The 16,843-nt window shown below is 71.8% G+C and carries 7 protein-coding genes; 3 read left to right on the top strand and 4 right to left on the bottom strand.

Annotated features, from left to right (window positions below):
* Window positions 1-86: 86 nt before the first annotated feature.
* The 4 genes from Aco03nite_RS23575 to Aco03nite_RS23560 are packed head-to-tail and all read right to left on the bottom strand — an operon-like array spanning window position 87 to window position 11,987.
* Window positions 87-947 (bottom strand): pyridoxal-phosphate dependent enzyme, encoded by an 861-nt coding sequence (locus tag Aco03nite_RS23575; RefSeq protein WP_203797911.1) that lies wholly within the window; start codon window positions 945-947, stop codon window positions 87-89.
* A complete protein-coding gene (locus Aco03nite_RS23570; protein ID WP_203797909.1) occupies window positions 947-7,777 on the bottom strand; it encodes a non-ribosomal peptide synthetase/MFS transporter in 6,831 nt (2,276 codons plus the stop codon). Before Aco03nite_RS23570 ends, Aco03nite_RS23575 begins: the two co-directional genes overlap by 1 nt.
* A 32-nt stretch (window positions 7,778-7,809) precedes the next feature.
* Window positions 7,810-8,793, bottom strand: coding sequence for an aldo/keto reductase (locus Aco03nite_RS23565; protein WP_203797907.1), 984 nt, complete (start codon window positions 8,791-8,793; stop codon window positions 7,810-7,812).
* On the bottom strand, window positions 8,793-11,987 hold the full coding sequence (locus Aco03nite_RS23560; RefSeq protein WP_203797906.1) for a non-ribosomal peptide synthetase: 3,195 nt from the start codon (window positions 11,985-11,987) through the stop codon (window positions 8,793-8,795). Before Aco03nite_RS23560 ends, Aco03nite_RS23565 begins: the two co-directional genes overlap by 1 nt.
* 146 nt (window positions 11,988-12,133) lie before the next feature.
* Between Aco03nite_RS23560 and Aco03nite_RS23555 the strand changes: the two genes are divergently transcribed.
* The 3 genes from Aco03nite_RS23555 (at window position 12,134) to Aco03nite_RS23545 (ending at window position 16,757) form a co-directional block, all read left to right on the top strand.
* A complete protein-coding gene (locus Aco03nite_RS23555; protein WP_203797904.1) occupies window positions 12,134-12,898 on the top strand; it encodes a GNAT family N-acetyltransferase in 765 nt (254 codons plus the stop codon).
* On the top strand, window positions 12,898-14,010 hold the full coding sequence (gene menC, locus Aco03nite_RS23550; protein WP_203797902.1) for an o-succinylbenzoate synthase: 1,113 nt from the start codon (window positions 12,898-12,900) through the stop codon (window positions 14,008-14,010). The genes Aco03nite_RS23555 and menC overlap by 1 nt, the downstream gene beginning before the upstream one ends.
* Window positions 14,011-14,108: 98 nt before the next feature.
* The gene (locus Aco03nite_RS23545) at window positions 14,109-16,757 is read left to right on the top strand and encodes a sugar-binding protein (RefSeq protein ID WP_203797900.1); all 2,649 of its coding nucleotides are present in this window, start codon (window positions 14,109-14,111) and stop codon (window positions 16,755-16,757) included.
* Window positions 16,758-16,843 lie beyond the last annotated feature (86 nt).

Genomic DNA, 16,843 nt, shown 5'->3' with positions numbered 1-16,843 from the left:
CCGGCCGGTCCCTTCAGCGGTTCAGTATGGTGCTTTCTGGAAGTGGTGCAGCACGGCCGCGGTCCGGCCGGATTCCGTGAGCCAGGTCAGTGCGGGCGGCCGGTCAGTACGACGATCGGGGTGCCGGTGAGCGGCTCGGCCCGGGCTGTTCGGAGCAGGCCCGCCAGGCCGGCCGCTCCTGAGGGGCTGATGTCGAGGTGGTGGCGGGCCAGGCTCGCGCGGGCCGCGAGCAGCTCGTCGTCGGTGGCTGCGTGGACCGCTCCGCCGGAGTCGGCGATGGCTGCCATGGCCTGTGGGCCGCTCAGGGCGTGCCAGTTCACCAGCGGCTCGTTGTGTTCCGTGGTCACCACCGCGTCGCTCGGTAACGGGAGGTAGCGGCCGGGCCAGCTGGTGACGATCGGGTTGTTGCCGGGGGAGCCCACCCCGTGCAGGGCCGCCTGCCAGCCCAGGGCCCGCAGGCGGCGGTGCATCGCGACGATCGTGGTGCCGTTGCCGACCGGGATCCACATCGTGGTGGGCGCCGGGCCCAGCTCGGCGTGCAGGGCGTCCACCACCAGGCCGTGACCGGCCAGGACGGCGTCCTGGTAGGGGCCGTCGACGTTGCCGTCGGCCGCTCCGGCCTCGTCGGCCAGGCGGTGCGACTCCTCCACCGCGTCCTCGTAGCCGCCGGGAGCGAACCGGACCTCGGCGCCGGTCATCTCGGCGAACTCGCCGCTGTCGCCCCAGCCCTCGGGCATGACCACGGTGCATTTCAGGCCGGCTTCGGCGCAGGCCGTCGCCATCGCCCGGCCGTAGCTGCCGCACGAGCCGACGAAGACCCGGTCGTGGCCGTCGGCGAGGGCCCGGGCCACGACCGCGTAGGCGGCCGGCTCCTTGTGACTGCCCGAGGGGTATCCGGACTCGTCCTTCAGGTACGCCCGGACACCGGGAAGGAGGTCGATCAGCATCACGTCGTCGTCTTCCGTGTGGGCAGGTGGGCGGCGAGAACCGCGTCGGCTCCGCGCTGGAGGTCGTCGCGGGTGCCGATGCGGTCGGGGCGGATCGCGTCCGGCAGCTCGTCCTCGATCAGCCGCAGGCGCGGGGTGTACCAGCCCCGGATCGCCCACGCGAGCTGCAGCAGGCCACTGATCACGATGAGCAGGGCCAGCCCGCGCCCCTCGGAACTGAACAGCGGCTGCACGTACCGTTCGGCCAGCGGGCCGACGAGCAGGTACCCGACCGGCACGGTGAGCATCATCAGCGTGATGAACAGCGACAGCACCCGGCCCTGCAGCTCCAGGTCGACCTTGCTCTGCAGCACCGCGATCCAGTGGCCGTCGGCCAGGGCTTCGGCCACGCCGGTGAAGAACATCCCGACGATGATCAGGGCCGGCACGGTGGTGATGCCGACGCAGACCATCGCCACGCTGCCCAGGCCCATCGCCAGCAGCATGCCGCTGCTGCGCCGGGCCGTTCCGCCCCAGACACCCATCACGACGCTGCCGGTCAGCACACCGGCGCCGGCCGCTCCGAGGGCCATGCCCATCACCGACGCCGACTGTTCGATCAGCAGCATCGGGGTGATCACGGCGAAGCCGAGCACGTAGAAGATGTGGTCGATGACGAAGTAGCGGACCGCGGCGACCAGGCCGGGCCGGCGGGCGATGAAGTTCCAGCCGTTGCGGATCTCGGCGCCGAAGCTCTCCTCCCGGCGCCGGAACGCCAGGTTCGGGAACCGGACGAACAGCAGGGTGAGCGCACCGGCGACAAACGTGGCGGTGTCGACGAGCAGCACCCCGCCGATCCCGATCGGTCCCATCAGGGCCGCGCCGAGCAGCGGCGAGAACACCTGCCCGGCGCCGAGGCCGAGCTGCCCGATGCCGCCGGCGTGCCCGAGGTACCGCTTGGGCACCAGCTGGGAGACGGCCGCGAGATAGGCCGGCCGCTGGAACGCCCCGGCCAGCGAGGTGACGCCGACCGCCAGGTAGACGTGCCACAGTTGCAGGCCGTCGGTCAGCATCAGCGCGGCGAGACTCGCCATCGACAGACCGGCGGTGACGTCGCTGGCGAGCATCACGTTGCGCCGGTCCCACCGGTCGGCGATCGCGCCGGCGACCGGGCCGGCCAGGATGCCGGGCAGCAGGCCGATCGCGTTCACGAACGAGAACGCGGTGATCGAGCCGGTCTGCTGGAGCACCCAGATGCTGAGCACCAGGGTGCTCAGCCCACTGCCGATCATGGACAGGAACTGGCCCAGCGCCACCACCCCGAACTTGCCGAGGCTGGCCGACTCGAGAGCGGCGGGCGGGGCGGCGGGCGCGGCGGGCGCCGGTGTCCCGGCGACGAACGAGGTGAGCGCCTCGGCCAGCGGCTCGGCGTGACTCTTCACGAAGAAGTGCCCGGCCTCGGGCATCACCGCCACGTCCACCTCACCCTCGGTGAAGTGCCGCCATTCGTCCCGGCGTTCCTGGTAGTGCTCGGTGACCCGGTCCCGTTCGCCGACCACGGCCAGCACCGGCGCCTTCAACTGCCGATACGGCTCCCGGTACGCGGCGGTGAAGTACTCCTCGGCGTCGCGGGAGTCGTGCCGCACGTTGCGCAGCACGAACTCCTTCTGCGCCTCGTCGTCGATGTCGGTGAAGCCACCACGGGACCGCAGGTACGCCAGGTACTCCCGGTTCGAGGTGAGGCGGTCCACCGGCAGGTTCCGGTACACCCAGTCGAAGAACCGTCCGGGCAGCCGCGCCTCGGGGAATCCGGCGCCCAGCCCGACTCCGGCGATCTCCACCCCGGCGGCCTCGGCCTGCCGCGCCACCTCCACGGTGAGCGCCACGCCCTGGCAGTGTCCGTAGAGGACGACGGGCCCGTCGATGGCCGTCATCTCGGCGACGATCCGTTCGGCGACCACGGCCGCGGGCTGCAGTTCCTCGTCCGGCCGGGACTGGTCGTGGCCGGGCAGTTCGACCGCCTGCAGGGCCCAGCCGTCCGGCAGCGCGTCGGCCAGCGACTGGTAGGCGATGGCACTGCCGCCGTTGTAGGGCACCGCCACGACGGTGTGCCCGCCCGCGGACGGATCACTTCCGGTCGCGGTCAGCTGGTTCAGCAACCGGCGTTCGGTGCTTTCCGCGGCCAGCAGCACGGCCAGCCGGCGGATGGTCGGATTGCGGTAGAAGTCCACCAGCGCGGGCATCGGCTCCAGCTGCCGGACCACCTTGAGCGCGGCGAACGAGTCCCCGCCGAGGGCGAAGAAGTCGTCGTCGACGCCGGGTGTGCCGACCCCGAGGACCTGCGACCAGACGGCCGCGATCGCCTTCTCGCCGGCGGTGCGGGGTTCCGGCCCGGCGGCCGGGGCGAGGCCTTCCGGTGGTGCGGGCAGGGCGCGCCGGTCCAGCTTGCCGTTGGGGGTCCGCGGAAGATCCGGAAGGGCGAGGATGCGGTACGGCACCATGTGCACCGGAAGCCGTGCGGCCAGCGCGTCCTTCACGGCGGCCTCGTCCAGTTCGCCTCTCGGTACCACGTACCCGATCAGTCGGGTGAGGCCGTTGACCGTGCGATGGGGGGCGACGGCGGCGGCGAGCACGGACGGTTCCGCGGCGAGGGCCGCCTCGACGTCACCCAGCTCGATCCGGTAACCGTTGACCTTGACCTGGTCGTCGAGGCGGCCGAGGAAGTCGACGGTGCCGTCGAAGCGGAAGCGGGCCGAGTCGCCGGTGCGGTACATCCGCGCGCCGGGCACACCGGCGAACGGGTCGTCGACGAACTTGACCGCGTTCAGGTCGGGGCGCTCGTGGTAACCGGGGGAGACGCCGAGGCCGCCGAGGTACAGCTCGCCGGTGACACCCGGCGGGACCGGGCTGCCGGCGGCGTCCAGCACGTAGACCCGGTTGTTCGGAAACGGTCGCCCGATCGGCAGCGGCGCGTCCCGGGGGAGATCCTCGACCGAGCCCTCGAAGTAGACGTTGTCGACGGTGACCTCGGTGACGCCGTAGGAGTTGACGACCCGGTTGCCCGGCCCGACCAGGCTCTGGGCCAGCTCGAACTCCTCGACGTGCCACTTCTCGCCGCCGCCGATCAGCAGGTCGACAAAACCCAGATCAACACCGGTCTGCCGTACGTGATCCAGCAGCGCCCGCAGCACGGCGGGAACCAGCTCGGTGCAGTTGACCCGCTCGGTCCTCATCAGCGTGTAGAGGCCGGCCGGGTCGAGCAGGGTCTCCCGGGCCGCGACGACGAGGCGTCCACCGGCGGTGTGCGCGCGCATGGTCTCGCCGACGAACATGTCGAACGACGAGCTGGCCGCCTGCAGGTACGTCCAGTCCGGCCGCAGCCGGTAGGCCTCCTGCCACATCCCGGCCGCGTTCACCAGGTTGCCGTGGGTGATGACGACACCCTTGGGCCGGCCGGTGGATCCGGAGGTGTAGATGACGTACGCCGGATCGCCCGCCGAGTTGCAGGCGGGCAGATCGCTGTCGTCAGGATCGGACCCGGCGGCGAGGTAGTCCGGGTCGACGACGACCGTCGGCCTGCTGTCGGTCAGCATGTGGTCCAGCCGGTCGGCCGGGTACGCCGGGTCGAGCGGGACATAGGCCCCACCCGCCTTGAGCACCGCCCACATCGCGACGAAGAACGCCGTCCCGCGCTCCAGCCGGAGGGCGACCCGGTGCCCGGGCAGCACCCCGTCGGCACGCAGGCGCCGGGCCAGCCGGTTGGCCCGGCGGTTGAGTTCGGCGTAGCCGAGGGTCTCGTCGCCGACGGTCAGCGCGGGCGCGTCCGGTGTCCCGGCGGCGTGCCGTTCGAACAGCTCGTGGACGGTGGTGGCGTCCGGGACCGGGATGCCGAAGTCGTTCCACTCCTGGACGACCCGCCGGGATTCGGCCGCGGTGAGCAGGGGCAGCCCGCTGATCGGCGCCGGTGCCGAGACGGCCGCGCCGAGCAGGGTGATCAGGTGGCCGAGCAGCGCGTCGATGCGCGGGGCGTCGAACAGTTCGGTGGCGTAGTCGGCGTTCAGCACCGCGCCGTCCGCCGGGAAGTCCAGCCCCAGCGAGAGGTCCACCATCGTCGCCGCGTGCGGTGTCTCGCCCACGTAGCCGAGGACCGAACCGTCCGGGGCCGGGGTGTTGTGCACGGTGAGCATCACCGGGCTGACCCGCTTCGCACCGGTCCGCCGCAGCGCCGCCACCAGGTCGGGCAGCGCCAGATCCTGGTGATCCAGATCGGACAGCACCGCGTCCCGCAGTTGCGTGACGAGCTCCGCGAACGACGGGCCGCCGGTGAGGTCGGCGCGCAGCGGCAGCACGTTCAGCGCCGGGCCGATCAGCCGCTCCAGGTCGGTGGTGGACCGCCCGGCCGTCGGCGAGAGCACGGTGATGTCGGTCCGGCCGGTGTACCGGTGCAGCAGGACGTGCAGACCGGCCAGCATGATCGTGAACAGGCTGGTGCGCTGCTCGATCGCGTAGCCCCGCAACCGGTCCAGCAGGGCGGCGTCCAGTTCGCGGCTGACCCGGGCCGAGGCGTAGGAGCGCATCGCCGGAGTGGCCCGGTCGGCGGGCAGTTCGAGGTCGAAGTCGGCGGTGGCGAGCCGGTCCCGCCAGTAACCGAGCAGCTCCGGGTCGGCGGCGGCTCGCGCGGCCCGTTCGGCCAGGTCCGGAACCGGGAGCGCCGGCGGCAGATCGGCGGCCGTGCCGTCGCGGGCGGCCCGGTAGAGCACGGCCAGCTCCTGCCCGAACACCCCGGCCGACCAGCCGTCGAAGGCCAGGTGGTGCACGCGCAGGGTCAGGATGTCGCCGTCCAGGTGGGCACGGGCGATCGGGCCGTCACGGTGGTCGGCCCCGCCCGCTTCCCGGGGAATCGTGCCCGCCGGGTCGACAAGGGGGATCGTGCCCGCCGGGTCGATCACCATCACCGGTTCGGCGCCGTCGTCGGGGAACCGGGTGCGCAGCATCGGATGCCGCCGGGCCAGCTCGGCCAGCGCCTGCTCCAGCGCCGCGACGTCGGGCTGCTCGCGGAACCGGTAGCGGATGCCGAGCGTGTACGCGGCCAGATCACCGGTGACCTGCTCGGCGATCCAGTAGTCGCGCTGCATCGGGTTCAGCCGGTGCGGGACACCCTCGTCCAGGGTCGGCAGCGCGGATTCCGGGGTGTCCGGTGCCGTGGCCGCGGCGATCCGGGTGGCCAGGGCGGCGACCGTCGGATCGGCGTACCAGGAGGTCAGGGTCAGTTCGGCGCCGTGCTGCCGGCGGAGCGCGGCGATCAGGCGCACCGAGTCCAGCGAGTCGCCGCCCAGGGCCAGGAAGTCGTCCTCCGGGCCGATCACGCCGGCGCCGAGGACGGCCGTGAACAGCTCGGCCGCTGCCTGCTCGGGGCCGGTGAGGTCGGCCGCGGGCTCGGACGTGACGGGTACCCGTACGGCGGCCAAGGCCGTTTTGTCGATCTTGCCTTGGGGTGTCAGGGCGAAACGGTCGTGCCGCACGACGGCGCTGGGCACGAACGCCGCCGGCAGGGAATCCGCGAGCGCGGCCCGGACCCGGGCGAGATCGGTCCCGGCGTCGGCGACCACGTGACCGATCAGGCGGGCGTGCCCGGTCCGGTCGTCGACCAGGACGACGGCGTCGGTGATCCCGTCCAGCGCCCGCAGCGCCTCCTCGACCTCGCCCGGCTCCACCCGGTGGCCGCGGATCTTCACCTGGTCGTCGAGCCGCCCGAGGAACTCCAGCTGCCCGTTCGCCCAGCGGACCCGGTCGCCGGTGCGGTACTCGCGGCCGTGCCCGGGGCTGGTGACGAACTTCTCGGCGGTCAGCTCCGGCCGGTTCAGATAACCCTGCGCGACACCGATCCCGCCGACCAGCAGTTCACCGTCGTCGCCGATCCGGCAGGTCACACCGTCCAGCGGGGTGCCGATCGGGACCACGTCGCCGGTCCAGTCGGTGACGTCGGCAGCGGTCGCGCCGACGGTGATCTCGGTCGGCCCGTAGGTGTTGAACAGCCGCACCGGCAGACCGGCGGTCGCCCGCTGCCACTCCCGCACCGCGTCCGGTCGCGCGGTCTCCCCGCCGACGATCACGATGCGGACGCACGACGGCAGCGTGGCCTCACCCCGGCCCAGAGCGACGACCAGTTCGTGCCAGTACGCGGTGGGCAGGTCCAGCAGGGTGATGCCGAGTTCGCCGCACCGGTCCAGGAACACGTCCGGTCGGCTGATCATGTCGTCGTCGCGCAGCACCACGGTGGCGCCCCGGGTCAGCGCCGGGAAGATCTCCTCCACGCTGACGTCGAAGCTCATCGACGCGAACTGCAGGATGCGCTCGCCCGGCCCGAACCCGAACCGGCTGCCGAACGCCCCGGCGAAGTCCCGCAGCGACCGGCGGCCGATGAGGACACCCTTGGGGCGGCCGGTCGAGCCGGAGGTGAAGATGACGTACGCCGGACTGTCCCGGGTGACCGCGCCCGGGAGGCCCGAGACGCCGTCGGCGGTGACCAGGGCCCGCGGGCGGCTCTCCTCGACCATCAGGTCCAGGCGGGCCGCCGGGTAGGCCGGGTCCAGCGGCACGTAACCGGCGCCGGTGCTCAGCGTGGCGAGCACCGCCACGACGGCGTCGCGCCCGCGGGGCAGCCGGATGCCGACCAGGTCGCCGGCCTGTACTCCGGCTTCGGTCAGGCGGAGGGCGTACGCGGCCACCAGGTCCAGCAGTTCCGCGTACGTCAGCGTGCCCGCCGCGTCCACCAGCGCCGGCGCGTCCGGGGTGCGGGCCGCCTGGTCGGCTACCGATGACCAGACGTCATCGGGGGTGAGGGTGATCACCGTCGGTTCTCTTTCCTGAGCTGGGGGGAGGACTACATCGACCAGTGCGTGGGCTTGCGGTCCCAGCGGTGGGCGCGCAGCGCGTCGACGAGTTCCGGGGCGAGCGGGACACCGTCGGAGACGGCGAGGTTGGCGCGCACGTGCTCCGGGCGGCGCATGCCGGGGATGACCGTGGAGACGGCCGGGTGGTGCAGGATGAACCGCAGCACCAGCTCGGGCATCGTCATGCCGGCCGGCACCAGCTCCCGCAGGGCCTCGACCCGGGCGATGGTCGGCGGCAGGTTCTCCGGCCCGAAGTAGATCGCCCGCCAGTCCTCGGCCGGGAACGTGCTGTCCAGGCTCATCGTCCCGGTCAGAGCGCCCTCGTCGAACGGCACCCGGGCGACGATCGCGATGTTCTTCTCCAGGGCCCGGGGGAACAGCTCGTCCTCGGGGGACTGGTCGAACACGTTGTAGATCACCTGGACCGCGTCGACCAGCCCGGTGTCCAGCGCCTGGAAGCAGTTGGCCGGCTCCCAGCGGTTGACGCTGATCCCGAACCCGCCGATCAGGCCCTCCTCCTTCAGCCTGGTGACGGCCCGCTGCCAGCCGGGCTCGCCCGCCCAGCGGTCCTCCCAGACGTGGAGTTTCAGCAGGTCGATCCGGTCGACGCCGAGGTTGTCCAGGCTGCGCTTGGTGTATTCGACGATGTGCTCGGTGGGGAAGACGTCCTCGAGGGTGTCCTGCGGGCGCGGCGGCCACTCCCGGTTCAGTGGCGGGATCTTGGTGGCCAGGCGCAGGCCCGCGTCGGGGCGGCGGCGCCGGAGTTCACCGAGCATCTGTTCGGAGACGCCCCGGCCGTAGACCCAGGCGGTGTCGAAGAAGGTCGCGCCGAGATCGACCGCGAGGTCCAGGGCGTCCGGGGCGATGCCGTAGTCCCAGCCGGTGAAGCCACCCGGCCCGCCGCCGATTCCCCACATGCCGTAGCCGATCTCGCCGACGTTCCAGCCGAGCCGGCCCATGGTGCGCTGCTGCATCAGTCTCTCCGTGTCGGTGCGAAGTGTCGGGGGTTGTCCTGCAGCAGGTTCTCCAGCACGTCGCGGGCGTGCTGCTCGTCGACCGGGCGGCTGCCCGCCCGGTGCTCGACGATCGCCAGCAGGGTGTTCAGTTCCGGGTCCGCGGCGTCACGCAGCGCGTCGAGGAAGTCCAGGCAGGACAGTCGTTTCCGGTCGCCGGTCAGCTCGTCGAAGCGGACCGTCTCCGGGTGGAAGACGTGGGCCGCCCGGCCCCACGCGGACCGGTCCCGGACCGTGGCGACCACGGCGCGCGCGGCCACGTCCACCGGGGTCCAGTCCGAGCGGAGCGCGGCGTCCGGCACCGCGCCGAGCCGGTCGAAGGCGGTGAGCAGCAGCTGGGTCACCGCACCGGCGTTCGACCCGGCGCCGTCCGCGGCGGGCATGATCTCGCCCAGCCGCAGCACCGTCACCGGCAGGTCGGCGGCCGCGTGCAGCAGCCGTTCCGCCACCCACTTCGACAGGCTGTAACCACTGGCCGGGGGCGTGACCCCGGTGAGGTCGACGTCCTCGGGCACCGTCTCCGTCCCGAGGAGCGCGTGGTCGTGCAGCACACCCAGCGACGAGACGTAGTGCACCGGGATGCCACCGGCCTCCCGGGCGAACCGGATCACCTCGGCGGTGCCCCGCACGTTGGGATCGCGGTGCATCCGGTAGTCGTAGAGGAAGTTCACCATCGCGCCGTTGTGCAGGACCAGATCGCAGGCGGCGGTGAGCTCACGCCAGCGATCGGCGTCCAGTCCCAGCCCGGGAAGCCCCAGGTCACCGGCGACCACCCGGACCCGCGGGCCGGGATCCCCCAGCCGGCGGCGGGCATGGGCGTCGTCCTGTCCGCGGACCAGGCACACCACTCGCAGCTCCGGGTCCGTCAGCAGCTCGGACAGCAGACGGGCGCCGATGAAACCGGTCGCTCCGGTGAGCAGAATCGTGCGTACCGGCCGGGGCTGGTTCCCGGTTTTCGGTCCGGGCTGGTTCTCGGTTTTCGGCCCGGCCGGGAGCGAGACCAGGTCGGCGGCGACCAGGGCGGCCTCGTCCGGGATCTCGTGGCGGTCCAGCAGGGCCCGCAGGGCGGCGGCGGTGGGGTTCTCGAACAGGTCCTTGACACCCAGCTCGACACCGAGGTGATCGGTCAGCGCGACCACGGCGGCGACCGCCTGCAGCGAGTTCACTCCGGCGGCGACGATGTCGTCCGAGTCGGCGAGATCCGGGCGGCGCAGGGTGCTCCGCAGGATGCCGAGCACCGGGTCGGTGTTGCCATCGGCCGGCCCGGTGAAAGAGCCGGCCAGGGTCGCCAGCCGGCGGCGGTCGGTCTTGCCCGCCTCGGTCAGCGGCAGCTCGTCGAGGACCAGACAGCGCTGCGGAACGCTGGTGCGCGGCAGGCCGGCCCGCAGATCCGCCAGCACCGCGCGGGCGTCGGCGGAGCCGGTCACGAACAGCAGGAGATCACCACCGGACACCAGGGCCACCGCCTGACGTACGCCGGGGACGGACAGCGCCGCGGCCTCGATCTCGCCCGGCTCGATGCGTACCCCACCGACCTTGATCTGGTGGTCGATCCGCCCGGAGAAGTGGAACCGGCCCCGGTCGTCGACGTGCCCCAGGTCGCCGGTGCGGTACATCCGGCCGGCCAGTACCGGGGACGCGGCCGGCCAGGGGCAGTCGAAGAACCGCTGCGCGGTGCGTTCCGGCCGGCCGTGGTAACCGAGCCCGACACAGGCGCCGCCGATCACGATCTCGCCGGTCGCCCCGGGCGGGAGCGGCCGGCCGTCGACGTCGACCACCACTGCGGCGCAGTTGTCGATCGGCCGGCCGAGCGGGACGTCGTCACCGTCGGCCGCGGTCACCTCGTGGAAGATCATGCCGATCGCGGCCTCGGACGGGCCGTAGCCGTTGCTGACCCGCAGGCCCGGCAGCAGCCGCTGGATGCGGTGCACGTCGTGCGGGTTCATCTGTTCGCCGCCGACCACCAGGTGGCGCAGCGAGCGCAGCCGGCCGGCCAGCGCCGGGCGCTGTTCGAGGAGCATCAGCAGGGCATGCAGCACGGCGGGCACGAAGTCGGTGACGGTGACGCCGTGGGCTTCGATCAGGTCGATGGTGTGCAGCAGGTCGTGGTGGTCGCCGACGGTCGGCACCACGACCGCCCCGCCGGTGGTCAGCGGCCAGAACACCTGCCAGAACGCGGAGTCGTAGGTGTGCCTGGTGTTCTGCAGCACCACCTCGCGGTCCGGCGGCGGCCCGAACCAGGAGTTCATGAAGGCCAGCCGGTTGGCGACGCCGCGGTGCTGGTTGACCGCGCACATCGGAGCGCCGGTGGTCCCGGAGGTGAACACGCCGTAGACGACGTCCTCCGGGCCGATCTCTGCCGGGGTTGCCGACCCGGTCTCTTCGACGGAGCCGACCATGATCGCGCGGGCCCGGTGCGCCTCGGGCAGGACCGTCGGGTCGGTGCACACCACCGGGGCTCCGGGCAGGACGTCCAGAATGTGTTCGATCCGCTGGGCGGGCCAGCGCGGATCCACCGGCACGTAGCCGATGCCCGCGAACATCGCGGCCGACCAGGCCACCGGCAGATCTGGGCCGTCCGCCACCACGACCGGGACCAGCGAACCAGGCGTGGGCTGCGCATTCCGGATCGCGGCGGCCAGATCCCGGGCCCGGGACACCAGCTGCCGGTACGTCAGGGTGCGGCCGCCGGCGTACACCGCGATCGCGTCGGGGGTGGCCCGTGCACCGGCCACCAGCTGGGCCGGCACGCCGGTGAAGGGGCCGTGGTCGACGGCGGTCCCGGCCAGCGGGCCGAGCACCCGGGCCTCGGTGGCCTTGGACAGCGCGGGCGCCTCGGCCGGATCCAGGCCGGGGTCGGACAGCAGAGCGCCGGTCAGCTCGGCGAGCATCTCGGCCACCGCCCGGGCCGCGGGCCCCCACGGGTCGTCGGCGGGCAGCTCGAGCCCGGCCGACACGTCGCCGCTCTCGTCCACCCGCAGGTGGACGACCGGACCGGGGTCGCCGGCCGGGTACGTGCTGGTACGGAGTGCGGAACCGAGGTTCTCGATCGTCGTGGTGCCGACGGCGAGGTCCCGGTCCAGTCGTCGTGCGACCTCTCGTACCGCCCGGGCGGCACAGTCCGCCAGGGTTTCTTCGGGGGGAAGACCGGTCATGGGGCGTAATCAATCGAAGCCCGGCAGACGAAATGAAGATCCTTTGTGTACCACCTGTGTATCGGCTATGAACGGCTGACGAAGGATGACATCGGTGGTCATACCGGCGTAGAAGGAGCCACCCCGCGTGGTCGAAGATGCCGGATGTGGAACACAGCAAGGAAACAAACGCCGCCCGGGAGAGCGCCGAGCGGGCGGCGGCCGGAGCCGGAGTCACGGTCCGGGCGATGAACACGACAGCCGACAGTTTCGCCTGCGAGCGCTTCCTGGCCGAGGTGTGGAAACCCCCGCCCGGGAGCCCGGCACTGGCCGCCGACGTGATCATGGCGATGGCCGACGCCGGGAGCTACGTGGCCGGCGCCTTCGACGGGGAGCTGCTGCTCGCCGTCTGCATCGGGTTCTGGGGCCCGCCCGGCCGCGCCGAGATGCACAGTCATGTCGCGGGTGTGCTCCCCGGCGCGCGCCGCCGGGACGTCGGTTTCGCCCTCAAGCTGGATCAGCGCGCGCACGTCCTGGAGAACGGCGGGCACGAGATCACCTGGACCTTCGACCCGCTCGTCGCCCGCAACGCCCACTTCAACATCCGCAAACTCGGCGGTACGGCGGAGAAGTACCTGGTCGACCACTACGGCCCGCTGTCCGACGGCATCAACGGCTCCGACGAGACCGACCGGCTCCTGCTGCGCTGGGACCTGCTCGCCTCCCCGGCCCGGCCGGTTCCCCCGGAGGGGACGATCCTCGTCGCCGTTCCCTCCGACATCGAGAGCCTGCGGCAACAGGATCCCCGGAGCGCCCGGGACTGGCGGCTCGCCGTCCGGGAGAAGCTGGCCGGCCCGCTGGCCGGCGGGGCGCGGATCGTCGACTTCGACCGGGTGGCCGGCGGTTACGTCCTGGACCAGGGGGACTGCTGATGCGGATCGACCGGGTCGCCCTGCGGTGTGTCAACCTGCCACTGGTCAGTCCGTTCCGGACCTCGCTCGGGATCGAGTACGCGAAGCCGGCGCTGCTCGTCCAGGTCAGCACCGACGGCGCGGACGGCTGGGGGGAGTCGGTCTCCGGCTTCGACGCCAGTTACTCCTCCGAATACATCGAGAGCACCCGGGACGTACTCGTCAGGCATCTGATCCCGCCCTTGCTGGCGGCGAAGGACGTGACCGTGAGCAGCCTCGGGCCGCTGCTGGCCGGGGTCAAGGGGCACCGGATGGCCAAGGCGGCGCTGGAGATGGCGGTGATGGACGCCGAGCTGCGGTCGTACGGGATGTCCTTCGCCACCTCCCTGGGCGCCGTCACCGACCGGGTGCCCAGTGGGGTCTCGGTCGGCATCATGGACTCGATCCCGGAACTGCTCGACGCGGTCGGCGGCTACCTCGCCCAGGGTTACCGCAGGATCAAACTCAAGATCGAACCCGGATGGGACCTGACGCCGGTACGCGCGGTCCGCGAGCGTTTCGGCGACGACGTGCTGCTCCAGGTGGACGCGAACGCCGCCTACACCCTGGCCGGCGCCCGGCACCTGGCCCGCCTCGACGACTTCGGCCTGCTGCTGATCGAGCAGCCGCTGGACGAGGAGGACATGCGCGGTCACGCCGTACTCAGCCGGCATCTGACCACCCCGATCTGCCTGGACGAATCCATCGTCTCGGCCCGCTCGGCGGCCGACGCCATCGCGATGGGCGCCTGCCGGATCGTGAACATCAAACCCGGCCGGGTCGGTGGCCTGCTGGAGGCCCGCCGTATCCACGACGTGTGCGCGGCGTCCGGCATCCCGGTGTGGTGCGGCGGCATGCTGGAGACCGGACTGGGCCGGGCGGCCAACACCGCCCTGGCGGCCCTGCCCAACTTCACCCTGCCCGGCGACGTGTCCGCCTCGAACCGCTACTTCAGCACCGACATCACCGACCCGTTCATCCTGGAGGACGGGCACCTGCGTGTCCCGCAGGGCCCGGGCCTCGGCGTCACTCCACTGCCGGACGTGCTGGCCGAAGTGACCACGTCGGTGCGGGAACTCGTCAGGACGGAGTAGGGCCTGCACCTTTGTGTTCGGTTCTGTTCGTTCGGTTTCGTGGACTGACGGCCCTCGATAGCTTGGGCGACATCCGCTTCCGATCAGAACGGGACGAAATGAGACGCAGACGCCTGTCCGCCGTCGTTTCCGCAGGTCTGCTGGTGTGCACGATGATCGCGCCGGCGCCCGGAGCGGCGGCGGCCACCGCTGAGGCCGTCGACGTCGTGGTGAACGCCGCCGACATCGCCGCGGACAACGTCAACGGCCTGACGTTCAAGGGTTTCGGCGTGCTGACCGCCAACAGCACGAGTGCCCTGCTGCTGGACTACAAGGCCCAGCATCCGGCCGCCTACGCCCGGTTGCTGCGGATCCTGTTCGGCGGCGAGCACCCGATCATGACGCACGTCAAGATCGAGATGGGGAACGACCGGAACAACTCGACCGGCCCGGACCCGGCCACCAAACGAACCGCGAGCGAACCGGCGAACGTCGCCCGGGCGCCGGGCTTCCAGTTGGCCGCCGACGCCCGGAGGATCAACCCGGATCTCAAGGTCAGCATCCTGCGGTGGAACTCGCCGGCCTGGGCGGACACCAACGACAAGATCTACCAGTGGTACAAGGAGACCATCCTGGCCGCCTACCGCCGGTACGGCTTCATGGTCGACTACGTCAACCCCGGTGTGAACGAGGCCGCCGCCGACCTGGCCTGGACCAAGAGGTACGCCGAGATGGTCCGCACCGACACCACCGGCTTCCGGCCCGGCGAGGCGGACCTCTACCGCCGGATCAAGCTGGTCATCTCCGACGAGGCGGGTATCGGCAGCTTCGGCCCGGCGATGGTCGGCGACGCCGATCTGCGTGACGTCGTGACGGCGGCCGGATACCACTACAACACCGACGACGACAGCGGCGGCAACTTCACCCGGCTCGCCGACGAGTTCGACAAGGAGGTCTGGAACAGTGAGGCTCAGGCCACCTTCAGCAACTCGGCACTCCGGCCGAACAACAACACACCCGACCCGACCGTGCCCGGCACCGGCCTCGGCGGCTCCGGCAGCTCCCTGGAGATGGCCAACACCGTCGTCAAAGGGTTCGTGAAGTCGCGCCGCTCGCACTTCGTCTACCAGCCGGCGATCGGGTCGTTCTACCAGGGCGGCCAGTACTCGTTCAAAGAACTCGTCTCCGCCCGCGACCCCTGGTCCGGCTGGATGCACTACGACGCCGGCCTCGCCGTGCTGCAGCACTTCAGCAGTTTCGCGACCACCGGCTGGGAGAACGAGACCGGCACCGCCGGGATCTGGCGGCTCGTCCCGCAGGCCAGCGCCTCCACCGCCACCGGCACCAACCCGGTGGTCGGGCGCAACGGCCTGCCCGACTACCTGACCATGGCGGCCCCGGACGCGACCGGATTCTCCACAGTGGTCGTCAACGACTCCGAGTACGCGCGAACGTACCGGATCACGTCGGCCGGGTTCCGGCTGGGCGCGGATCCCCGGCTGACCGCCTGGGAGACCCGGGCCGCCGACCCGGGGCAGGCGTTCGACGCCAACTACAAGAAGCGGGTCGGCAGTCTGCGGGCCGGCGCCGACGGGGCGTACACCGTTGAGGTCAAGCCCTTCTCGATCGTCACCGTCACGTCGCTGGACGTGACCCGGGACCGGCAGTGGACGACACCGTTGCCGGTCGAGGGCGACCGGCCGGTGCTCGACGCGGACCCGGCGCACGGGGTGCTCTGGGCCGACGGGTTCGACTACCGCGGCAAGACGGTGCCGGTGCTCGGCGCGGGCGGTGCGGTCACCGGCTTCGCCGCCTCCCGGGGCGGTGACACCGGCGCGGACCCGCTCTACACCTGGGATCGCAACGGGGCGTTCGAGGCGGTCCGGACCAGCGACGACGGTCATGTGCTGCGGCAGCAGGTGGACCGGGCGGCCACCGGGGTCGGCCGGGCCTGGAACAGCGCCGACCCGATCACCGGCGTCGGCGACCTGCGCTGGACCGACTACCAGGCCGGTGCCGACGTACGGTTCGAGCGGGCACCGGCGGCCGACAACTATGCGGCCATCGGCGCGCGCTCGACCGGCGGCGGCAACTCGCACAGCCTCAACGGCACGCCGTACGCGCTGCGGCTGGGCTCGGACGGGACCTGGCGGGTGCTGCGTACCGGCGCGACGATCGCCGAAGGCGTGCTGACCGATTTCGACGCCACCGCGAAACACCGGCTGATGATCCGGGTGGCCGGTGCGACGGTGACCGGCTTCGTGGACGGTGCGCCCGTGCACACCTGGACCGATCCGGCGCCGTACCTGTCCGGCCGGGTCGACCTGGCCAGCGGCTTCCACCACACCCGCTTCGACAACCTGCGCATCGAACGGATCCCCGGGCTGCGCCCCTACTACCAGCGATACCTGGACAACCTGGAGACCGGCAGGCTGACGTACGGCGGCGGCTGGCGGCACACCAACGGCCGCGGCATGTACGAGTACGACCGGACCGCGTCGATCAGCCAGGGCCCCGGCGCCACGATCACCCACACGTTCACCGGCACCGGCCTCGACGTGCTCGGCGCCAACGACGGCACCGCCCGCCTCGACGTCCGGGTCGACGGCACCTTGGTGGCATCGAACCAGCCGACCCGCGCCGCGACCAACTTCCAGCAGACCTTCGAGGTGAGCAACCTGCCACCCGGCCGCCACACGGTGACCCTGGAGGTGGTAGCCGGAACCCTCCTCATCGACGCGATCGGCGTACGAGGCGCCCCGCACTGAACACCCACACCCGGCGGAGGGGCGCGACCCCGGCCCCTCCGCCGTTATGACGGCCGGCTCGACCGGCCCGCCTAATTCGGGTCGCC

The sequence above is a fragment of the Actinoplanes couchii genome (assembly GCF_016862075.1).
Classification (GTDB): domain Bacteria; phylum Actinomycetota; class Actinomycetes; order Mycobacteriales; family Micromonosporaceae; genus Actinoplanes; species Actinoplanes couchii.
Note: the sequence above shows the minus strand (reverse complement) of the source record. Positions and strands in the feature narration are given on the sequence as shown.